General features: G+C 69.3%; 21 protein-coding genes and 1 riboswitch. Of the genes, 1 reads left to right on the top strand and 20 read right to left on the bottom strand.

Translation table 11 applies throughout. From position 1 onward, the window contains the following. Nucleotides 1-118 precede the first annotated feature (118 nt). The 8 genes from lgt to hisI form a co-directional block, all read right to left on the bottom strand. Entirely contained in the window at nucleotides 119-1,291 is a 1,173-nt protein-coding gene (gene lgt / locus AR539_RS10575; RefSeq protein ID WP_066435898.1) for a prolipoprotein diacylglyceryl transferase, read from the bottom strand. Nucleotides 1,292-1,296: 5 nt separating this feature from the next. Further along, complete coding sequence (trpA, locus tag AR539_RS10570; RefSeq protein WP_066436494.1) at nucleotides 1,297-2,115, bottom strand: tryptophan synthase subunit alpha; 819 nt, start codon at nucleotides 2,113-2,115, stop codon at nucleotides 1,297-1,299. A gap of 11 nt (nucleotides 2,116-2,126) precedes the next feature. Beyond that, nucleotides 2,127-3,458, bottom strand: a complete 1,332-nt coding sequence (gene trpB, locus AR539_RS10565) for a tryptophan synthase subunit beta (RefSeq protein WP_066435896.1) — start codon at nucleotides 3,456-3,458, stop codon at nucleotides 2,127-2,129. A 96-nt stretch (nucleotides 3,459-3,554) separates the two neighbouring features. Beyond that, nucleotides 3,555-4,373, bottom strand: a complete 819-nt coding sequence (gene trpC, locus AR539_RS10560; RefSeq protein WP_082699295.1) for an indole-3-glycerol phosphate synthase TrpC — start codon at nucleotides 4,371-4,373, stop codon at nucleotides 3,555-3,557. A gap of 2 nt (nucleotides 4,374-4,375) precedes the next feature. Then, nucleotides 4,376-4,666 carry an HGxxPAAW family protein gene (locus tag AR539_RS10555; protein ID WP_066435894.1) on the bottom strand — a complete coding sequence of 97 codons (291 nt, stop codon included), beginning with the start codon at nucleotides 4,664-4,666 and terminating at the stop codon, nucleotides 4,376-4,378. A 126-nt stretch (nucleotides 4,667-4,792) separates the two neighbouring features. Next, nucleotides 4,793-5,416 carry a Trp biosynthesis-associated membrane protein gene (locus AR539_RS10550; RefSeq protein ID WP_066435892.1) on the bottom strand — a complete coding sequence of 208 codons (624 nt, stop codon included), beginning with the start codon at nucleotides 5,414-5,416 and terminating at the stop codon, nucleotides 4,793-4,795. Then, nucleotides 5,413-6,978 carry an anthranilate synthase component I gene (locus tag AR539_RS10545; RefSeq protein WP_066435889.1) on the bottom strand — a complete coding sequence of 522 codons (1,566 nt, stop codon included), beginning with the start codon at nucleotides 6,976-6,978 and terminating at the stop codon, nucleotides 5,413-5,415. Before AR539_RS10545 ends, AR539_RS10550 begins: the two co-directional genes overlap by 4 nt. Nucleotides 6,979-7,041: 63 nt before the next feature. Further along, complete coding sequence (gene hisI / locus AR539_RS10540; RefSeq protein WP_066435885.1) at nucleotides 7,042-7,461, bottom strand: phosphoribosyl-AMP cyclohydrolase; 420 nt, start codon at nucleotides 7,459-7,461, stop codon at nucleotides 7,042-7,044. A gap of 142 nt (nucleotides 7,462-7,603) precedes the next feature. Between hisI and AR539_RS10535 the strand changes: the two genes are divergently transcribed. Continuing rightward, complete coding sequence (locus tag AR539_RS10535) at nucleotides 7,604-8,248, top strand: TIGR03085 family metal-binding protein (protein WP_066436482.1); 645 nt, start codon at nucleotides 7,604-7,606, stop codon at nucleotides 8,246-8,248. 101 nt (nucleotides 8,249-8,349) lie between these two features. Here AR539_RS10535 and hisF read toward each other — a convergent pair whose 3' ends face one another. The 12 genes from hisF to def all read right to left on the bottom strand — a co-directional run bounded on the left by hisF (nucleotide 8,350) and on the right by def (nucleotide 18,693). After that, entirely contained in the window at nucleotides 8,350-9,126 is a 777-nt protein-coding gene (gene hisF / locus AR539_RS10530) for an imidazole glycerol phosphate synthase subunit HisF (RefSeq protein ID WP_066435882.1), read from the bottom strand. Nucleotides 9,127-9,172: 46 nt separating this feature from the next. Further along, nucleotides 9,173-10,015, bottom strand: a complete 843-nt coding sequence (gene hisG / locus AR539_RS10525) for an ATP phosphoribosyltransferase (protein ID WP_066435880.1) — start codon at nucleotides 10,013-10,015, stop codon at nucleotides 9,173-9,175. A 99-nt stretch (nucleotides 10,016-10,114) separates the two neighbouring features. Beyond that, a complete protein-coding gene (locus tag AR539_RS10520) occupies nucleotides 10,115-10,378 on the bottom strand; it encodes a phosphoribosyl-ATP diphosphatase (protein WP_066435878.1) in 264 nt (87 codons plus the stop codon). Between the two features lie 129 nt (nucleotides 10,379-10,507). Then, nucleotides 10,508-10,993, bottom strand: coding sequence for a 6,7-dimethyl-8-ribityllumazine synthase (gene ribH / locus AR539_RS10515; RefSeq protein ID WP_066435876.1), 486 nt, complete (start codon nucleotides 10,991-10,993; stop codon nucleotides 10,508-10,510). A gap of 130 nt (nucleotides 10,994-11,123) precedes the next feature. Further along, nucleotides 11,124-11,822, bottom strand: a complete 699-nt coding sequence (gene ribA, locus AR539_RS10510) for a GTP cyclohydrolase II (protein WP_066435874.1) — start codon at nucleotides 11,820-11,822, stop codon at nucleotides 11,124-11,126. 25 nt (nucleotides 11,823-11,847) lie between these two features. Further along, nucleotides 11,848-12,450: a 3,4-dihydroxy-2-butanone-4-phosphate synthase gene (ribB, locus tag AR539_RS10505; RefSeq protein ID WP_231728585.1), complete on the bottom strand. Its 603-nt coding sequence runs from the start codon at nucleotides 12,448-12,450 to the stop codon at nucleotides 11,848-11,850. Nucleotides 12,451-12,578: 128 nt separating this feature from the next. Further along, the gene (locus AR539_RS10500; protein ID WP_066435872.1) at nucleotides 12,579-13,232 is read right to left on the bottom strand and encodes a riboflavin synthase; all 654 of its coding nucleotides are present in this window, start codon (nucleotides 13,230-13,232) and stop codon (nucleotides 12,579-12,581) included. After that, nucleotides 13,232-14,341, bottom strand: coding sequence for a bifunctional diaminohydroxyphosphoribosylaminopyrimidine deaminase/5-amino-6-(5-phosphoribosylamino)uracil reductase RibD (gene ribD / locus AR539_RS10495; RefSeq protein WP_066436481.1), 1,110 nt, complete (start codon nucleotides 14,339-14,341; stop codon nucleotides 13,232-13,234). The genes AR539_RS10500 and ribD overlap by 1 nt, the downstream gene beginning before the upstream one ends. 248 nt (nucleotides 14,342-14,589) lie before the next feature. Further along, a riboswitch (FMN riboswitch) is annotated at nucleotides 14,590-14,740 on the bottom strand. Nucleotides 14,741-14,837: 97 nt separating this feature from the next. Next, nucleotides 14,838-15,494: a ribulose-phosphate 3-epimerase gene (gene rpe / locus AR539_RS10490; RefSeq protein ID WP_066435867.1), complete on the bottom strand. Its 657-nt coding sequence runs from the start codon at nucleotides 15,492-15,494 to the stop codon at nucleotides 14,838-14,840. A gap of 72 nt (nucleotides 15,495-15,566) precedes the next feature. Then, nucleotides 15,567-17,183 carry an RsmB/NOP family class I SAM-dependent RNA methyltransferase gene (locus AR539_RS10485; RefSeq protein WP_066435865.1) on the bottom strand — a complete coding sequence of 539 codons (1,617 nt, stop codon included), beginning with the start codon at nucleotides 17,181-17,183 and terminating at the stop codon, nucleotides 15,567-15,569. Further along, nucleotides 17,180-18,100 carry a methionyl-tRNA formyltransferase gene (fmt, locus tag AR539_RS10480; RefSeq protein WP_066435862.1) on the bottom strand — a complete coding sequence of 307 codons (921 nt, stop codon included), beginning with the start codon at nucleotides 18,098-18,100 and terminating at the stop codon, nucleotides 17,180-17,182. Before fmt ends, AR539_RS10485 begins: the two co-directional genes overlap by 4 nt. Then, entirely contained in the window at nucleotides 18,097-18,693 is a 597-nt protein-coding gene (gene def / locus AR539_RS10475) for a peptide deformylase (protein WP_066435859.1), read from the bottom strand. The genes fmt and def overlap by 4 nt, the downstream gene beginning before the upstream one ends. Between the last annotated feature and the right edge of the window lie 42 nt (nucleotides 18,694-18,735).

Here is an 18,735-nt window from a genome sequence, read left to right as displayed (position 1 = left end):
AGCCTGGGCTTGCATGAACAGCAACTGTCTGCTGTTTACTGCTTTCCCTGCTGCCACGACGCTGTGGAAACGGGCTCTGCGAGGGGTGACTCCGCGGCCCGGTGTGCCGGGGCTGAGGCTATTTGGTGCCCTCAGCGTCCGGCGCGGTTCCGGTGGCCTGCTGGCCGGATGCTCCGGCCGCGGGTGCTCCAGCGGCGGGGGTGGTGCCGCCGGTGGTTTCCTTTGGCGCTTCTGCTGGGGCGGAAGCGCGGCCGGGACCGCTTTGGTTATCAGGGAGATTACCACGCGATTCACTATCTGAGACACCGGAATCCACATGGCGGACATCGCCGTTCTGGGCCGCTCCGGCGCCTGCGGCAACCGGAACCGGCTCCGGTTCAGCGGCGGCCGGTTCGCGGCCGGGCAGGTAGACCGTGTCCGGTTCGTCGCGCTTGCGGAGGCCCAGGATGATGAAGGCGGCCAGCGCGCCCAGCAGGACGAAGATGCTGGTCCAGACGTTCAGCCTGGTGGTGATGCCGAAGAGGCTGATCTGCTCGGCGTCGTCGATCCGCATCGCTTCGATCCAGACCCGGCCCAGCGTGTAGTACACCGCGTAGAGGCAGAACAGGCGGCCGCGGCGGAAGTTGAACTTGCGGTCCAGCAGCAGCAGGATGCCGACGCCGGCGAGGTTCCAGAGGGATTCGTAGAGGAACGTCGGGTGGAACAGTGTGTCCGCGGCAGTGCCGACCGGGAAGTTGGGATTGTCGGCGTCGATCTGCAGGCCCCAGGGAAGCGTGGTGGGGCCGCCGAAGAGCTCCTGGTTGAAGTAGTTGCCCCAGCGGCCGATGGCCTGTGCCAGCAGCAGGCCGGGGGCTGCGGCGTCGAGGAAGGCGCTGAGCTTGACGCCGGCCTTGCGGCATCCGATCCACGCGCCGACGGCGCCGAGCAGCACCGCTCCCCAGATGCCCAGCCCGCCGCGCTGGAGCTGTGGGATCAGGGACAGGTCGCCCGTGCCATCAAAGCCGGGGCCGAAGTAGGCATCCGGCGAGGACACCACGTGGTAGAGCCGGCCACCGATGATGCCAAACGGGATCGCCCAGATGGCAATGTCCCAGACGCTGCCCTCCGGGGCGCCGCGCTTGGCCCAGCGCACGGACGTCAGCCAGAGGCCGGCGATGATGCCGAGCAGGATGCACAAGGCGTAGGCGTGGATGCGCAGTGACCCCCACGGGAGCGGGATGTCGAAGCCGGACCAGTCCGGGCTCGGAATGCTGGCGGGGATCATCGCCGCCGCGTGGAGGACTGACTGCATCTGGTTCAAGCTTCTTCCCTGGTGAGGCCGGTGCTGAGGTCTTTGGTCAGGGACGCCACGGCATCCACGCCGCCGTCGCCGATGGCCGCGACCAGCGCGGTGCCGACGATCACGCCGTCGGCGTAGGCGGCGATTTCCCGGACCTGGGCCGCGTTGGACACACCCAGCCCCACGCAGACGCGGTCGGCGCCGGCGGCGTGGGCCGCGGCCACCACATCCTTGGCCGCGGAGCTGACCGACGTGCGGGCGCCGGTGACGCCCATGATCGAGACGGCGTAGACGAAGCCGCGGCTTGCCTCGACCGTGCGCTTCATGCGTTCCGGTGAGGACGACGGCGCCACCAGGAACACCCGGTCCAGGCCGTACTTGTCGGAGGCTGCCATCCATTCGGAGGCTTCGTCGGGGATCAGGTCGGGGGTGATCAGGCCTGCTCCCCCGGCGGCGGCCAGCTCGCGGGAGAACTCGTCCACGCCCATCCGGACTACCGGGTTCCAGTAGGTCATGACCAGCACGGCGGCGTCGGTTTTGCTCGTGATGCCGCGGACGACGTCGAACACCTGGCGGACGTGGAAACCCTTGGCGAGGGCCTCGGTGGTGGCGGCCTGGATAACCTGGCCGTCCATGACCGGGTCGGAGTACGGGATGCCGATCTCGATCAGGTCGGCGCCGTTCTCCGCGAGGGCGATGCCGGCGGCGATGGTGTCCTCGACGCTGGGGTAACCGGCGGGCAGGTAGCCGATCAGGGCCGCGCGGCCCTGGGCCCGGGCGCGGTCAATGGCCGCGGCCGATTTGCTGGTGGCGGCCGGGCTGCCTCCGGCGTTCATGTCAACGTCGTTCACAGCTGCTCGCCTTCTTTCGCGATTTCGTGCTCGGGGGAATCCTTGTCCAGCAGGTCGAACCATTCCGCGGCGGTGGCCACGTCCTTGTCGCCGCGGCCGGAGAGATTCACGATCACGATCTTGTCGGCCGCGGCTCCTCCGGCGCTTTCGGTTTCAGCGGCGAGCCGCTGGCCCACCTTGATGGCGCCGGCCAGGGCGTGCGCGGACTCGATGGCGGGAATGATGCCCTCGGTCCGGCACAGCAGGCGGAAGGCGTCCATGGCCTCGCTGTCGGTGATGGGCTCGTAGCTGACCCGGCCGATGTCGGCGAGGTAGGAGTGCTCCGGGCCGACGCCCGGGTAGTCCAGGCCTGCCGAGATGGAGTGCGACTCGACGGTCTGGCCGTCGTCGTCCTGCATGAGGTAGGAGCGTGCGCCGTGCAGCACGCCGGGCTTACCGAGGGTGATGGTGGCGGCGTGGCGGCCGGTGTCGACGCCGTCGCCGCCGGCCTCGAAGCCGTAGATCCGGACCGAGGGATCGTCCAGGAAGCCGTGGAAGATGCCTATCGCGTTGGAGCCGCCGCCGATGCAGGCGCAGACGGCGTCGGGCAGGCGTCCGGTCTGGTCCAGGATCTGGGACCGGGCCTCGTCACCGATGACCTCGTGGAAGTAGCGGACCATGGCGGGGAACGGGTGCGCCCCGGCGGCGGTGCCCAGCAGGTAGTGGGTGTTGCCCACGTTGGCGACCCAGTCACGGAGGGCCTCGTTGATGGCGTCCTTGAGGGTCTGCGAGCCGTTGGTGACGGGGATGACCGTGGCCCCGAGGAGCTCCATGCGGGCAACGTTCAGGGCCTGCCGGCGGCAGTCCTCGGCGCCCATGTAAACCACGCACTCGAGACCGAGCAGTGCGGCGGCGGTGGCGCTGGCAACACCGTGCTGGCCGGCGCCCGTCTCGGCGATCACACGGGTCTTGCCCATGCGCTTGGCCAGGAGTGCCTGGCCCAGCACGTTGTTGATCTTGTGCGAACCGGTGTGGTTGAGGTCCTCCCGCTTGAGGAAGATCCGCACCCCGCCGGCGTGCTCGGCGAAGCGCTTGGCCTCGGTCAGCAGCGAGGGACGGCCGGAGTAGTTCTTGTTCAGCTCCGCGATCTGCGCGGTGAAGTCAGGATCAGCCTTGGCCTTCTCGAAGGTGTCTTCAAGTTCGTCCAGGGCTGCGATGAGGGACTCGGGCATCCATCGGCCGCCGTAGGAGCCGAAGTACGGCCCGGGGGCGTGCCGCAGGGATTCGCCGCCTTTCAGGAAGGCGTCCACGCCGCTTTCTTCTGAGCCGGTTGCTGGCGCATCGACCATGAGTCTCACATCCATTTCCACTGCTAACTAGATCTTGGGTGCCGCGCGGCTGCGCTGCCGGCGTCCGGCCAGGCGTCGCCTGGTCCGGAGCGCAGGTCAGGAACGGACGGCGATTTCTTGGGCTCCGGCGGCCATGAACTCCGCGATCCGCTCGCGCGGGGTCGCGTCGCTGACCAGCGCCTCGCCGACCAGGACCGCGTCGGCGCCGTTCGCCGCGTAGTGGCGGACGTCGTCGACGCCGCGCACTCCGGATTCGGCGATGACCAGCGCACCGGCGGGGATGGCTCCGGCGAGTTCGGCGAAGACCGAACGGTCGACGTCGAGCGTCTTGAGGTTGCGGACGTTGACCCCGATGATCCGCGCCTCGGCGGCAACGGCCCGTTCGATTTCCTCGGCGGTGTGCGTCTCGACCAGCACGTTCATGCCGAGTTCACGGCTGAGGGCGCTGTACTCGCGCAGCTGCGCGTCGGACAGGGAAGCCACGATCAGCAGGATCAGGTCGGCCCCGTGTGCCCGGGCCTCCCAGATCTGGTACTCGTCGATCATGAAGTCCTTGCGCAGCAGCGGGACGTCCACCGCGGCCCGGACGGCGTCGAAATCGGCGAGGGAGCCGTTAAAGCGGCGCTGCTCGGTCAGGACGCTGATCGCTGCCGCGCCGCCGTCGGCGTACTGGACGGCGAGCGAGGCGGGATCGGCGATGCTGGCCAGGTCACCCTTGGAGGGGCTCCGGCGCTTGATCTCCGCGATGACCTTCAGCTGCCCGCGGGCGTCAGAGGGGCCGCCCAAGGCGGTCCAGGCATCGCGCGCCGGCGGGGCAGCGGCCGCACGCTCCTTCAGTTCCGCGAGCGAAACGAGGCGCTGGCGAGCCTCCATATCCTCCCTGACACCGGCATTGATGTCATCGAGAACAGTCACGCTCAGTGGCCGGAGTTCTTCAGCTTGCTGCCGCCCACACCGTAGCCGGCCTTGCGCATAACGAACCCGATGACCAGGCCGAGCAGCATGACAGCGCCGCCGGCGATGAAGATCGGGGTGTTGGCGATGACGAACGCGATGGCCATGACGAGCGCACCGGCGAGCATCACGAAGACAGTGGTCCAGGCGGCGGGGCTGTTGCCGTGGCCGGTGGGCTCGCTGTGATCGATGTCGTCGTAGGAGTAGCCGGTTCCGGCAGCGGGCTTGGGGGCGGAAACAGGGGCGTTGCTCATTGATATCTCCTCAGGGTGAATACTGCTTACATTCTGCCATTTTTTGACTGCGTTGTTGGCCGTGTTGCTCGCCGGGCGGCGGGACGTGCCGCCCGCCGCGTAACGTGCCGCGCCCGCGGCATCGGCTCAGGTGGGATCGTCGCCGCGGGACAACCGGTCCCAGCTGTCGATCTCGTCGGCCGGCCCGGCCGGTGCCGCGGACCCGCCGGTTGCCGCGGTGTCGTATTTCGTGCGGGACTTCCAGTAACGGCCCGCGGGGATGATCAGCAGGGCGCCGAGCCCCAGGAGGCAGCCGGCGGCGACGGCGAGGGCCGGGAAGACGGTGACGTCCACCCGCACGTTGCTGCCGGTGATCCCGGTGGCGGCGGCAATCGAGCCCTGCGCGGCGGCCAGCGGATCCGCGATCACGACGGCGGCCGCGCCGACGATCCCGGCGGCGGCGAGCAGGATCAACGCGGTGATGACCCAGCGGGCCACCCGTCCGGCGATCGATGCGGCCAGCCCGCCGGCCAGGGCCACCAGGGCAAGTGCCGTCACGGTGGTGGCGGCCTTGCTGCCCTGGACCTGCAGGCCGTCCTGGCTGTTAACGGCCTGGCCGAGCTGCGCCGGCTCCAGGTGGACCACCAGCCAGGTCTGCGTGGTGGTGCCGAAGACGGCCAGCGCCAGGAGGGAAATGGCCAGCACCAGGGTGGATTTCCGTGCCCAGCGCGGAACCACCGGGCTGGTGCTTTTGACGGTGCTGCCGCTCACTGCTGGGTCCCGGCGTCGGAAATGGACTCGGCCGTGATGTTGCGCAGCGAGCGGGCCGTGTGGACGGCGCGCATGGGCGCGGCGGCCTTGTTCACGGTTTCCAGGGCCTCGGTGGCGTTCACCGAGTCGGCCACGATCCCGCCGCCGGCCTGCACGTAGGCGCGGCCTTCCCGCAGCAGGGCCGACCGGATGGCGATGGCCATGTCCATGTCGCCGGCGAAGTCGAGGTAGCCCACCACCCCGCCGTAGATGCCGCGGCGGTGCGGTTCCAGCTCGTCGAGCAGGCGCAGTGCGCGGGGCTTGGGGGCACCGGAGAGTGTTCCGGCCGGGAAGGTCGCCTTCAGCACGTCGTAGGCCTTGGCCGTGGGCGCCAGTTTGCCGACCACCGTGGAGACCAGGTGCATGATGTGGCTGAAGCGCTCGACTTCCATGAACTGGGTGACGTCCACGGAGCCGGCCACGCAGACCTTGGAGAGGTCGTTGCGGGAGAGGTCCACCAGCATGAGGTGCTCGGCGCGCTCCTTCTCGTCGGCGAGGAGCTCCTCGGCCAGGGCCTTGTCCGCTTCCACGGTCCTGCCGCGGGGCCGGGACCCTGCGATCGGGTGGGTGATCACTTCCTCCCCCGTGACCGTCACCAGCGCCTCCGGGGAGGACCCCACGATCGAGTACTGCCGCCCGGCGGCGTCCTCCAGGCTGAAGATGTACATGTAGGGGCTGGGGTTGGTGTTCCGCAGCACCCGGTAGACATCCAGCGGGTCCGCACCGCACTCCATCTCGAAGCGGCGGGAGATGACCACCTGGAAGACCTCGCCGTCGACGATTGCTTCCTTGCCGCGGTCCAGGGCGGCGAGGTATTCGTTCTCGTCCCAGCGTTCCTGCACGCTGGACGCGAAGTCGAGGGCCGCGGGGTCCAGCACGGAGACCGGCTGCTGGACGGGGGCGCTGACTTTGGCGAGAAGCGCCTTGACCCGGACGACGGCGTCGTGCCAGGCCTCGTCCACCCGCTCGGAGCTGTTGTCGAAGTTGATGGCGTTGGCAATCAGCAGGACGGTCCCGTCCATATTGTCGTGCACGGCCATGTCCGTGACGAGGTTGAGCGCCATTTCGGGCAGCTCCAGATCATCCTCTGGCGGGCTGGTCAGCTTCTCCCAGTGTCGGACGGTTTCCCAGCCAAGGAACCCCACCAGACCGGACGTGAACGGCGGCAGTCCCTCGAACCGGTCAGTGCGGAGGGCTTCGACGGTGTCGCGGATCGCGTCGACGGGGCTGCCGCCGAGCGGGACGCCCACCGGGGGTTCGCCGAGCCAGTGCGCCTGGCCGTCTTTGGTGGTGAGGGTGGCCCGGGAGCGGGCACCAATGAAGGAGTAGCGGGACCAGGAGCCGCCGACGGCCGCGGATTCCATCAGGAACGTGCCGGGCTGGCCCTGGGCAAGCTTCCGGTACAGCCCGATCGGCGTTTCGGCGTCAGCGAGCACCTTCAGCCGGACGGGGATGACACGGCTGTGGCCGGCGAGTTCACGGAACTCCTCCAGGCCAGGGCTGATGATTCCAAGGTCCTGCATGGCTGTGGTTTCCGCCTGTTCTTCAGTGGTTCCTGGTGGGGGTGTGCTGGGGCCGGGGCCGGGTCAGCCGGCGTTGCCGGTGACGACGTCGAGTCCGCGGCCGTCGAAGCAGGTCCGGGTGCCGGTGTGGCAGGCGGCACCGACCTGGTCCACGCGGACCAGGAGCGCATCGCCGTCGCAGTCCATGGCGAGGGACTTGACCCACTGCACGTGGCCGGAGGTGTCACCCTTGCGCCAGTATTCCTGGCGGGAGCGCGAGTAGAAGGTCACCCGTCCGGTGGTCATGGTGCGGTGCAGGGCTTCGTCGTCCATCCAGCCCAGCATGAGCACCTCGTTGGTGTCGTACTGCTGCACGATCGCCGCAACCAGGCCGGCGCTGTCACGCTTGAGGGCGGCGGCGAGGCCTTCGGGCAGCGGGCCGGACGGCGGGGCCGGGGTATCTGCACTGGTGCGACGGGGGGCGGGGGCGGGCTGCTCAGACATCCCCTCAAGTCTAGTGCCTCGCATCGGGGCGCCGCCCCGCTGGCCCGGCCCTGGCTTAACATCGGCGCAATCAGCCGGCGGAGCGGGGACGACGGCGGTTCAGGTGCACACGCTGCGCCGTCTCGTGCTAGTTTCACAAGTGATGCATTTCGTCGATCCGTCCCGAGAAGTTCTGGCCGAAACCTTACTGGCGGCCGGTCCTGACTCCCCCACGCTCTGCAAGGGCTGGCAGACCCGGGATCTTGCTGCCCACCTGTACCTCCGCGAGCGTAAAGCCGCTGTTGGCCTGGGGCTCCTGATCAAGCGACTTTCCAAGGCGTCGGACCAGGCCACGGCCGAACTGGCCGCCACGCTGAAAACGCCGGAGGACTACAACAAGCTGGTCTATTCCTTCCGGGCAGGCCCGTCCGCGTTCTCCCCCATGCGGATCAAGGCGCTGGACGAAAGCGCCAACCTGATCGAATATTTCGTCCACACCGAGGACGTCCGCAGGGCCGTGGACCGCTGGGCTCCCCGCGCCCTCGACGAGGAATACTCCGACGCCCTCTGGGACGAACTGGTCAAGCGCGCAGCCATCCTCTACCGCGGTGTGGACCTCGGGATTGTGCTGGTGCGCCCCTCCGGACCCCGGCACGTCGCCAAGCGCGCGCCCGTATCCGTAGCGATCGTCGGCGAGCCCGGCGAACTCCTGATGCACGCCCACGGCCGCACGCGCCACGCGCTGGTGACCTTCGAAGGCCAGCCGGACGCCGTCGCGCTCCTGCAGTCCGCCGAAGTCGGTCTCTAGTCCCCACCCGTTTCCTAAAGACAAAGCAACGCGGGGTCACTTCGCGTCCATAAACTCCCTCGGGACGGACGCGAAGTGACCCCGCGTTGCTTCAGATGCGGCTAGCGGACTTCGAAGCCTGCGTCGCGGATTGCGGTTTTGACTTGGGCGATCATGTCCAGCGGGCCGAAGTGGAAGACCGACGCCGCGAGCACCGCATCTGCGCCGGCCGCCACGGCAGGCGGGAAGTGCTCGGGCTTGCCGGCACCGCCGGACGCGATGAGCGGAACCTTGACGCCGGCCCGGGCGAGCCGGATCAGTTCCAGGTCGAAGCCGTCCTTGGTGCCGTCGGCGTCAATCGAGTTGAGCAGGATTTCGCCCACCCCGCGGTCGGCCGCTTCCTGCGCCCAGGCGATGGCGTCGATTCCGGTGCCCTGGCGGCCGCCGTGGGTGGTGACCTCGAAGCCGGAGGGGGTGGGCTGTGATCCCGGACGGGTCCGGCGCGCGTCGAGGGACAGCACCAGGACCTGGGAACCGAAGTGCCGGGTGATCTCGTCGATCACGTCGGGCCGGGCGACGGCGGCGGTGTTGATGGCCGCCTTGTCCGCGCCGCAGCGCAGCAGCCGGTCCACCTCGGAGACGCCGCGGACGCCGCCGCCTACCGTCAGCGGGATGAAGACTTCCTCGGCGGTGCGCCGGACGACGTCGAACGTGGTTTCCCGGTTGCCCGAGGAGGCCGTGACGTCGAGGAAGGTCAGCTCGTCGGCGCCGCCGTTGTCGTAGCGGTGCGCCAGTTCGACGGGGTCCCCGGCGTCGCGGAGCCCTTCGAAGTTGATGCCCTTGACCACGCGGCCGGCATCAACGTCCAGGCACGGGATAACGCGGACGGCTACAGCCATGAACTTCTCCTGGTATTCGCTTTGCGGAAGGTTGGTGCAGGCCGGCTCAGATGCGGCAGGCGTGGATGGTGCTGACCAGGATGGCGCGGGCGCCAAGGTCGTACAGCTCGTCCATGATCCGGTTGGTCTGCCGTTTCGGCACCATGGAGCGGACGGCAACCCAGTCCGAGTCGCGCAGCGGGGAGACCGTGGGCGATTCCAGGCCGGGGGTCAGGGCAGCGGCTTGCTCCACGAGCTCCTTGCGGATGTCGTAGTCCATCATGACGTACTGCCGCGCCACGAGGACGCCCTGCAGGCGGCGGATCAGGACCTCGGCGGCCGGGTTCTGCTCGCCCTTGCGGCCGATCAGGACAGCTTCGGAGTGCAGGATGGGCTGACCAAAGATTTCCATGCCGGCGGCCTTGAGCGTGTTGCCGGTCTCGACGACGTCGGCGATCGCGTCCGCGACGCCGAGGCGCACGGAGGATTCCACGGCGCCGTCGAGGCGGACCACCTTGGCGTTGATGCCGCGCTCGGCAAGGTAGCCGCGGAGCAGCCCGTCGTAGCTGGTGGCGAGGCGCTTGCCCTCGAGCTGTTCCACGGTGGCGAAGTCGCCCACGGGGCCGGCGAAGCGGAAGGTGGAGGCGGCGAAGCCCAGGGGCAGCAGCTCTTCGGCTTCCACCTCGGCGTCGAGGAGCAGGTCGCGGCCGGTGATGCCGACGTCGAGCGTGCCCTGGCCGACGTAGACGGCGATGTCGCGGGGGCGGAGGAAGAAGAATTCAATGTCGTTGTCCGGGTCCACCATGACCAGCTCGCGGGTATCGCGGCGCTGGCGGTAGCCGGCCTCGGCGAGCATGGCGGAGGCGGCTTCGGACAGGGATCCCTTGTTCGGGACGGCAACTCTCAGCATGGGAAGGTCTTTCTGGTCAGGAAGGGTTCGGTGCAGGCACAGCGGGCCACGCTTGTCACCGGAACCGCAGGGCAGGGCCTGGTTCCGGTGCGGGCGTGGCTAGAGATGCTTGTAGACGTCTTCCAGGCTGAGTCCTTTGGCGAGCATCAGAACCTGCAGGTGGTAGAGCAACTGGGAAATCTCCTCAGCGGCCGCTTCATCGGATTCGTACTCGGCAGCCATCCAGACTTCGGCTGCTTCCTCCACGACTTTCTTGCCGATGCCGTGGACTCCGGAATCCAGTTCGGCAATGGTGCGGGAGCCCTCCGGACGGACGGCTGCCTTCTCACTCAGTTCTGCGAACAGCGATTCGAAATTCTTCACACCCTCCAGCCTACTTGCTCGACGGCGGCGGGCGCCTGCCGGGGGCCCGCATGACGGCGAAGATGTGAGTGATGACACAGCGTGTTGGGACGGCCGGGCCCTCTGCGGGACCCGGCCGTGCCCTACGGCTCAGCTGTACTGCTTGAGGGTCACCGCGGTGGCGAGGGCGGCCGTGACGGCCTCGTGTCCCTTATCTTCCTTGGAACCCGGCAGCCCGGCCCGGTCGATGCCCTGCTGTTCCGTGTCGCACGTCAGCACGCCGAAGCCGACGGGGATGCCGGTGCGGACGGAGACCTCGGTGAGGCCCAGGGTGGCCGCCTCGCAGACGTATTCAAAGTGCGGGGTTCCGCCGCGGATCACGACGCCGAGCGCCACGACGGCGTCGAAGTGCGGCGCCAGCCGGGCCGCCGCGACGGGGAGTTCGAACGTGCCGGGGACGCGGAGCACGGTGGGGTCGCCGACGCCGGCATCCTTTGCCGCCCGCAGGGCACCGTCGAGGAGCCCGTCCATGATCTGGGTGTGCCAGCTGGCGGCCACGATGGCCAGTTTCAGCTGGGAGGTTTCCTCCGGATTGAAGGTGCTGAGGTCAATCTGGGGTGCGCCGTGGCCGCTCATGTGGGAATCCCTGTTCTGCACAGTGCTGTGCTGCTAAGTCGTGTGCTGCTAAGTCGTGTCGTGCTGATTCGTGCGGTGCTGATTGTTGACGGAACGCCGGGCGGCCCCGTCCGGGCCGGCCGCACGCTGTTCAGTCCTGTTCGTGTTCGAACCCGCGCGGACCGGCGGCCGGCGAAGCCGGTTCCATGTCCAGGACCAGCCGGTGGTCCATGCGGTCCTTCTTGGTCTGCAGGTAGCGGAGGTTCTGCTCGCGGGACGGCACCTCGGTGGGCACCATCTCCACGACCCGGACGCCGGCCTGGGCCAGCCGGTCCTGCTTGTCCGGGTTGTTGCTCAGCAGACGGATCTCGTGCAGGCCCATGTCCGCGAGGATCTGGGCCGCGGCCTTGTAGCAGCGCGCGTCGACGGGCAGGCCCAGCTGCTCGTTGGCCTCCACGGTGTCAAAGCCGGCCTCCTGCAGGGCGTAGGCCTTCATCTTGTTCGCCAGGCCGATACCCCGGCCCTCCTGGCCGCGCAGGTACAGCAGCGTGCCGCCGAACTCGTTGATCATCTCCAGGGCGTAAGCCAGCTGTTCGCCGCAGTCGCAGCGGTACGAGCCGAACACGTCACCGGTGAGGCACTCCGAATGCAGGCGGACCAGCGGCGCTGCCCCGTCCACCGGCGGCAGCGGGGAGCTGACGGCCAGGTGCTCGGCGCCGGTGGCCAGATCGGTCCAGGCCTGCGCCACGAAGTCGCCAAAGGCGGTGGGCAGCTGCACCACCGGTCCCGCGCTGACCGGGTGCGGCTGGCCGGCGGCCGGCAGGTGGTCCTGAGCTTCAGACGTCGTCATCGTTTCTCCTCCATCACGCGCTTCCTCACGCGGGGTCTGCTGCAAGGCCGGCGGACTCCCCTGTTTCCAGGTAATCCACCAGATCCGCAATCGAGATCAGCGGGCAGCCGTGCTCCAGGGCAAAGCCACGAAGCCCGTCCAGCCGCATCATCTCTCCGTTGTCGTACACCACTTCCGCAATCACACCCACGGGTTCGAGGCCGGCCAGCCGGCACAATTCCACAGCCGCCTCGGTGTGCCCGGGACGTTCCCGCACTCCCCCCTTAACGGCACGGAGCGGAAAAACATGCCCGGGGCGGGTCAGCGCCGCGGGTTCGCTGCCCGGATCGGCCAGGATCCGCGCGGTCAGGGCCCGGTCCGTGGCGGAAATTCCGGTGCTGACGCCGACGGCGGCGTCGCAGGAAACCGTGTAGGCGGTGCCCTTGGCGTCCTCATTGAGCTCGACCATCTGCGGCAGGGCAAGGGCGTCCGCGCGTCCGCCGTCGAGCGGCACGCAGATCACTCCGGAGCTGTACCGGATGGTCCAGCCCATGAGGGCCGGGGTGGCGTGCTGCGCGGCGAAGATGATGTCGCCTTCGTTTTCGCGGTCCTCGTTATCCACCACCAGGACGGGACGTCCGGCCGCCATGGCGCGGATGGCGTCCTCGATCCGGTCGAGTCCCTCCGGCGGGACCACGGGGGCAAGCTCCGCCGGCAGGGCGGCGTCGGCGGCTTCAGTGAGCAGGGGCTGCCGGGCAGGGATGTCCTTGACGTTGTTCACGGCGTTCCCCCGTCCACGCGTGCTGCTGCTTCCCCTGCTGCCGCGGAAAACGCGAGCAGGCGCTCAGTGTACTTCGCCAGGACGTCCACTTCGAGGTTCACGCGGCCGCCGATTGCCTTCGCGCCCAGGCCGGTCTCGGCCAGGGTCGTTGGGATCAGTCCCACTTCGAACCAGGGCGCCCGCTCGGAGGCGGCGCTCACGGCCGTCACGGTGAGGGAAACGCCGTCGACGGCGATGGAGCCCTTTTCCGCGATGTAGCGGGCCAGCCCGGCGGGGACGCTGAAGCGGAGCCGGTCCCAGTTGCCCAGCGGCTCGCGCTCGAGCAGCTCGCCGACGCCGTCGACGTGGCCCTGGACGACGTGGCCGTCGAGCCGGCCGCCGGCGGGAACGCAACGCTCGAGGTTGACGGGGTCCCCGGCGGCGAGTTCGCCGATGGTGCTGCGGGTCAGGGTCTCGCCCATGACGTCGACGCTGAAGTCCCGGCCGTCGATGTCCGTCGCGGTGAGGCAGACGCCGTTGACGGCGATGGAGCCGCCATGGGCCAGCCCGTCGGTGCTGCCTGGCGCGTGGAGCCGGACGGTGGCGCTGGTGTCGCCGTTGCGGTCAACGGACAACACCTTCCCCTGTTCGGCGATGATTCCGGTGAACATCAGTTGCCTCCTGCGGCGTTGTCCGCGCTGGGGCGGAGCGGGGGTGGAGCGGATGAAGTAGTGGTGGGTGACGTGGAGGGTTGCAGGTGCAGCCGCAGGTCGCGGCCCAGCACCTGGACCGCCCCGCCGGACGCGGCGTCCCACTCCCAGCGCTGCGCCTCGGCGAGGGTGGTGATGCCGAGGTCCTCCAGTGCCGGGGTTCCGGACCCGAGAAGGGTCGGGGCGAGGTAGACGATCAGTTCGTCCACCAGTCCTGCGGCGAGGAAGGCGCTGAGGATCCGCGAGCCGCCCTCGACCATAAGGTGCCGGACGCCGGCGGTGAACAGCTGGTCCAGCGCTTCCCGCGGGTCGCGGGTGGGCAGGTGGAGGACCTTGCCGTCGTCGCCGTTGATCGCGGCGCCCTCGGGAATCGGCCGGTAGCCCATCACCACGCGGAGCGGCTGCTTGCCGGCCGGTGCGCCGTCGGCGCCGCGGGCGGTGAGGCGCGGGTTGTCGACCAGCACCGTCTGGGTGCCGACGAGGATCGCGTCGATCCGTCCGCGCAGGGCGTGGTTGTCGGCGAGGGATTCCGGGCTGGAGATCCACTGGCTGGTGCCGTCGTCGGCGGCGATGCGGCTGTCGAGGGTCTGGGCGATGTGCAGGGTGACGAACGGGCGCCGGGCGGCAACGGCATCGAACCAGCGCCGGTTCATCTCCAGCGCGGCCTCGGCGCCGAGCCCGGAGCGGACGCGGACGCCCGCGGCGCGCAGGGTGGCGGCTCCGCCGGCGGCGGGATCGTGCGGATCGTCAATGGCGTAGACGACGTCGGTGATCCCGGCCTCGATGATGGCCTGGGCGCAGGGGCCCGTGCGTCCGCAGTGGTTGCAGGGCTCCAGTGTCACCACCATGGTGGTGCCACTGAGGTCGTGTCCGGCGGCCTGTGCCAGGGAGATCGCGTCGGCCTCGGCGTGGGCAGTGCCGGCCCCGCGGTGGTAGCCCGCCACCAGCTGGGTACCGTCAGCGGCGATGACGACGGCGCCGACCAGCGGGTTCGCGCCCCGCGGCCCCTGAAGAGCAACGGCAAGGGCTGCGTCCATGGCCGCGGCCTCGGCGGCGCTGAAGCCAGCCATCGCCAGGGCATCGCCGTCGGCAACGGTGCCGGCGGGAGCGTTGCCGTCGGCAACAGCGCCGTCGGGCATGCCTGGTGCAGGGTGTTTGAGGCTCATCAACCGGCCACCGGTCCTTCGAGGACGGGTGTGGTGAAGAGCCATCGCAGAGAGTGCATGTGGTGAGTCGTTCCTTCCCTCAAAGCCGCGATGGCTCCGGGGGTATACGACAGCGAACTCCCACGGCGCCAGAGGGCGCCGCAGTAACAGCTGTACGTGCTTCTCTCATCCAGACTTTAACTGTCGGTACCGGAGTTCCACCGGTTCAACCGTCCGCCGGCATCTTTCCCGAGGGAAGCGCCGGCTCGCGGGTCGCGGACTATAACCGCCGGTTCGGACTTACACCGACCCCGGAGCACGTATGTGTCTAGCTATTCTGGCACAACCCCCGGACTGCTTTGGCTATTCCCGGGGGCCGGATGTTACGGAACGCGTCATCTGGCGGGCTCCGCAACCGCCCCTAGCGCTGGCCGGCGGCGCGCAGCCGCTCGATGGCCTCGGCCGGATCGTCGGCGCCGTAGACGGCGGAACCGGCCACGAAGACGTTGGCGCCGGCGTCCGCGGCGCGCCAGATGGTGTCCGCGGTGATGCCGCCGTCCACCTGCAGCGCCACATCCAGGCCCGAGGCGTCAATCGCCGCGCGGGCCCGGCGGATCTTGGGCAGCGTGAGGTCAAGGAATTCCTGGCCGCCAAAGCCGGGCTCCACCGTCATGATCAGCAGCATGTCGATCTCGCCGAGCAGGTCCAGGAATGGCTCCACCCCGCTGCCCGGACGGAGGGCCAGGCCCGCCTTGGCGCCGCGGGACCGGAGCTCGCGGGCCAGCTTGATCGGCGCGATGGACGCTTCGGCGTGGAACGTCACGGAGGCCACGCCGGCGTCGGCGTAGGCCGGAGCCCAGCGGTCCGCGTGCTCAATCATGAGGTGGGCATCCAGGGGCACCGGGCTGATCTCCTGCAGCCGGGCCACCACGGGCAGCCCCAGCGAGAGGTTGGGCACGAAGTGGTTGTCCATCACATCCACATGGACAGCGTCGGCCGTGCTGATTTTCTGCAGTTCCGCTTCGAGGTTGGCGAAGTCGGCGGAGAGGATGCTCGGGTTGATATAGCACTTGGCCATGTGAAATTCCTTGTCGTTCTGCTGAAGGTGCGGTTGAAGGCGCAGGTCCAGTGCCCCAGTATTCCTTGTTGGTCAGGCCTTTTTGTGGATGAGCGCAAGGAACATGGCGTCCGTGCGGTGCACATGCGGCCAAAGCTGGGCGGTCAGCTCGTGTCCGGCGTCGAGGTGTCCGGTGAGGCTGACACTGTCCAGCGCAGCGCCGGCGTCGAGCAGTTCCAGATCGTCGCGTTTGCGCAGCACATCGCTGACGACGGCGGTTGTCTCCGCCGGGTGCGGCGAGCAGGTCACGTAGGCCACGACGCCGCCGGGCTTCACGGCGGCCAGCGCGGACTTAAGCAGTTCGCGCTGCAGCGGGCCGAGGTCCGTCAGGTCCTTCGGGGTACGGCGCCAGCGTGACTCCGGCCGGCGGCGCAGGGCTCCGAGGCCGGTGCACGGCGCGTCCACCAGCACCCGGTCGAAGCTCTCCGGCATCTCGGTTCCGACGCTGCGGCCGTCGCCGGTCCGCACGTGCCACACCTCGTGGGGCACCGCGGCCAGGGCCTGGCGGACCAGCTTGGCGCGGTGCGGAGCGGGTTCGTTCGCGAGCAGGGTGGCGCCCCGCTCCCGGGCCAGGGCGCCGAGCAGCGCTGCCTTGCCGCCGGGGCCGGCGCACATGTCCAGCCAGCGTTCAGCGGGTTGCCCGGCTGTAGGGGTCCCGTCTCCGGCGTCGCCGGTGGTGCGGCCGAGATCGACGGCGGCCATCGCGCGGGCGACGAGCTGGGAGCCGACGTCCTGGACGCGGGTGGTGCCCTCGCGGACGGAGGCGATCCGGCCGAGGTCTCCCCCGCTGGACAGGGCCGAGCCTTCAACGAGTTCACCGGGCGTGGCGCCGCCTTCGAGGACCTCGTCCAGGTTTCCCAGCCCGGGCAGGGCCACGAGGTTGACCACCGGAGCGGCGTTGTCCGCCTCGAGGAGGTCATCGATTTCGCTGACAGGCCGCCCGTGGGCCACCAGGGACTGCCGGAGCGCCCGGACAATCCATTCCGGGTGGGCGTAGCGGATGGCCGCTTTTTTGGTCTCGTCCGTCTCGTCGCTGAGCAGGAGCTCCAGCCATTCCTCGAGGGTGTGCGCGGACACCTTGCGCAGCACGGCGTTGATGAGGGCGGACGGTCCGGCACCAATGACGGCCCGGGCCAGGCCAACAGTCTGGTCCAGCGCTGCGTGGGCGGGCACCCGCATGGCCAGCAGCTGGTGGGCGCCGATCCTGAGGGCGTCCAGGACAGCCGGGTCCAGCTGGTCCAGCGGCCGGTCCACGCAACGGGCCAGGACGGCGTCGTACGTGCCCTGTCCGCGCAGTGCCCCGTAGCTCAGTTCCGTGGCGAAACCGGCATCGCGCTTGTCCAGGCCGTGGTGCCGGATCCGGGCGGGCAGCACCAGGTTGGCGTAGGCGTCCTCGGCGGCGACGGCGCGCAGCACCTCGAAGGCCACCAGGCGGGCGGGATCGGCCCGGCGGGTGCGCTGGGACGGTGCGTTGTCGGTGAAGCTGCGCTGCGGACCGCGGTTGCGTTCGCGGCCCTGCGCGTTCCGGCGGCTGCCGCCCTGGCCTCCCCCGGCCCGGCCCCGGCCGCCTTGGCCACTCTGGCCTTGGCCGCCTTGGCCGCCTGAACCGCGCCGCTGGTGGCCGCTGCCGCTCGTCCCGGACTCGCTCATTCGAATACCACGCTTTCCAGTGTTGCTTGTCCGCGCGCCCAATCAGCGGCGGCCATCATCTTCTTGCCCGACGGCTGGATCCGGGTCAGTTCCACCGGGTGCGACCCGGTTCCCACCAGCACGCTCTTGCCGTCGAGGACCAGCCGGCCCGGTTCCAGGGCCGGGCCTTCGGGCCGCAGGAGGATCGGTGCCAGCTTGACCCGCTGGCCGTCTAGGGTAGTCCAAGCGCCGGGTTCCGGCGTGACGCCGCGGGCGCGCCGCCCGATCGCCAAGGCCGGCTGGTTCCAGTCCAGCCTGCCGTCCTCGAGGGTGAGCTTGGGGGCCAGGCTGACGTCTCCCTGCTGCGGCACCGCGGCGGCTTTGCCGGCGTCGACGGCGGACAGCGTCTGGGTGAGCAGCACGGCGCCGCTGTGGGACAGGCGTTCGAGCAGCGCGCCCGCGGTGTCGTCGGGCCGGACGGCTTCAGTCAGGGTGCCGAAGACCGGGCCGGTGTCCAGCCCTTCCTCCAGCAGGAAGGTGACGGCGCCGGTGACGTCATCGCCGGCGATCAGCGACCGCTGCACGGGGGCGGCACCGCGCCAGGCCGGCAGCAGGGAGAAGTGCAGGTTGATCCAACCGTGCCGGGGAATCTCCAGGGCGGCCCGGGGAATGAGCCCGCCGTAGGCCACAATGGCGGCGACGTCCGGGGCGGCGGCTGCGATCCTCGCGGTGATGTCGGCGTCGACCTTGGCGGCGTGGATGATCTCGATGCCCAGTTCCGCGGCCCGGGCGGCAACCGGCGACGGCGTCAGCACGCGTTTGCGTCCCAGCGGCGCGTCCGGGCGCGTGAGGACGGCGACGACGTCGAACCCTGCGGCGACCAGTGCGTCCAGGGACGGCACCGCCACAGCGGGGGTGCCAGCGAAGAGGACCCTCACGGGGTGTTACCGAAGGAGCCGAAGCTTCCCGAACCGGCGGTGCCGGCGCCAAAGCTGGAGCCAACGGTCTTGGCGCGCTTCGCCGTCGTCTGTTCGGTGATGGAATCGTAGTTGGCGTTCCGGATGGCGCGGAGGGCGGCCTTGCGGTCGTCACCTTCCAGCCGGTCGGTGAAGAGGATCCCGTCAAGGTGGTCGGTTTCATGCTGGAAGACCCGGGCCAGCATCCCTTCGCCCTCAAGCGTGACGGGGTTGCCGTGCAGGTCCACGCCGGTGACGCGGGTGTGCCGGTGACGGCGGACCGGGAACCCGAGCCCGGGGATGGACAGGCAGCCTTCCACCACGTCCGGCTGGAAGTCGTCGCTGTTCTCCAGCACGGGGTTGATGATGTGGCCGTCGACGCCGTCGATGCGGTAGGTGAAGACGCGCTGGCTGATGCCCACCTGGGGTGCCGCCAGGCCTGCCCCGTCCACGTCCTCCATGGTTTCGGTCATGTCGGCAACAAGCTTCGCCAGCTCAGGCCCGAATTCCGTCACGGGATCGGCAACTGTGCGCAGCACAGGGTCCCCGATGATGCGGATATTCAAAATGGCCATGTGCAGTCTGTCCTAACGGTGGGCGGAGGGAACCTGTCCAGT

Origin of the sequence: Arthrobacter sp. EPSL27, from assembly GCF_001512305.1 — a bacterium.
Lineage (GTDB): Bacteria > Actinomycetota > Actinomycetes > Actinomycetales > Micrococcaceae > Arthrobacter.
Note: the sequence above shows the minus strand (reverse complement) of the source record. Positions and strands in the feature narration are given on the sequence as shown.

Bases quoted from the DNA above. Each gene is read 5' to 3' on its own strand.
- lgt (WP_066435898.1), bottom strand. From the start codon at position 1,291: ATGCAGTCAGTCCTCCACGCGGCGGCGATGATCCCCGCCAGCATTCCG.
- trpA (WP_066436494.1), bottom strand. From the start codon at position 2,115: ATGAACGCCGGAGGCAGCCCGGCCGCCACCAGCAAATCGGCCGCGGCC.
- trpB (WP_066435896.1), bottom strand. From the start codon at position 3,458: ATGGTCGATGCGCCAGCAACCGGCTCAGAAGAAAGCGGCGTGGACGCC.
- AR539_RS10555 (WP_066435894.1), bottom strand. From the start codon at position 4,666: ATGAGCAACGCCCCTGTTTCCGCCCCCAAGCCCGCTGCCGGAACCGGC.
- AR539_RS10545 (WP_066435889.1), bottom strand. From the start codon at position 6,978: ATGCAGGACCTTGGAATCATCAGCCCTGGCCTGGAGGAGTTCCGTGAA.
- hisI (WP_066435885.1), bottom strand. From the start codon at position 7,461: ATGTCTGAGCAGCCCGCCCCCGCCCCCCGTCGCACCAGTGCAGATACC.
- AR539_RS10535 (WP_066436482.1), top strand. From the start codon at position 7,604: ATGCATTTCGTCGATCCGTCCCGAGAAGTTCTGGCCGAAACCTTACTG.
- hisF (WP_066435882.1), bottom strand. From the start codon at position 9,126: ATGGCTGTAGCCGTCCGCGTTATCCCGTGCCTGGACGTTGATGCCGGC.
- hisG (WP_066435880.1), bottom strand. From the start codon at position 10,015: ATGCTGAGAGTTGCCGTCCCGAACAAGGGATCCCTGTCCGAAGCCGCC.
- ribH (WP_066435876.1), bottom strand. From the start codon at position 10,993: ATGAGCGGCCACGGCGCACCCCAGATTGACCTCAGCACCTTCAATCCG.
- ribA (WP_066435874.1), bottom strand. From the start codon at position 11,822: ATGACGACGTCTGAAGCTCAGGACCACCTGCCGGCCGCCGGCCAGCCG.
- ribB (WP_231728585.1), bottom strand. From the start codon at position 12,450: ATGGCGGCCGGACGTCCCGTCCTGGTGGTGGATAACGAGGACCGCGAA.
- AR539_RS10500 (WP_066435872.1), bottom strand. From the start codon at position 13,232: ATGTTCACCGGAATCATCGCCGAACAGGGGAAGGTGTTGTCCGTTGAC.
- ribD (WP_066436481.1), bottom strand. From the start codon at position 14,341: ATGGCTGGCTTCAGCGCCGCCGAGGCCGCGGCCATGGACGCAGCCCTT.
- rpe (WP_066435867.1), bottom strand. From the start codon at position 15,494: ATGGCCAAGTGCTATATCAACCCGAGCATCCTCTCCGCCGACTTCGCC.
- AR539_RS10485 (WP_066435865.1), bottom strand. From the start codon at position 17,183: ATGAGCGAGTCCGGGACGAGCGGCAGCGGCCACCAGCGGCGCGGTTCA.
- def (WP_066435859.1), bottom strand. From the start codon at position 18,693: ATGGCCATTTTGAATATCCGCATCATCGGGGACCCTGTGCTGCGCACA.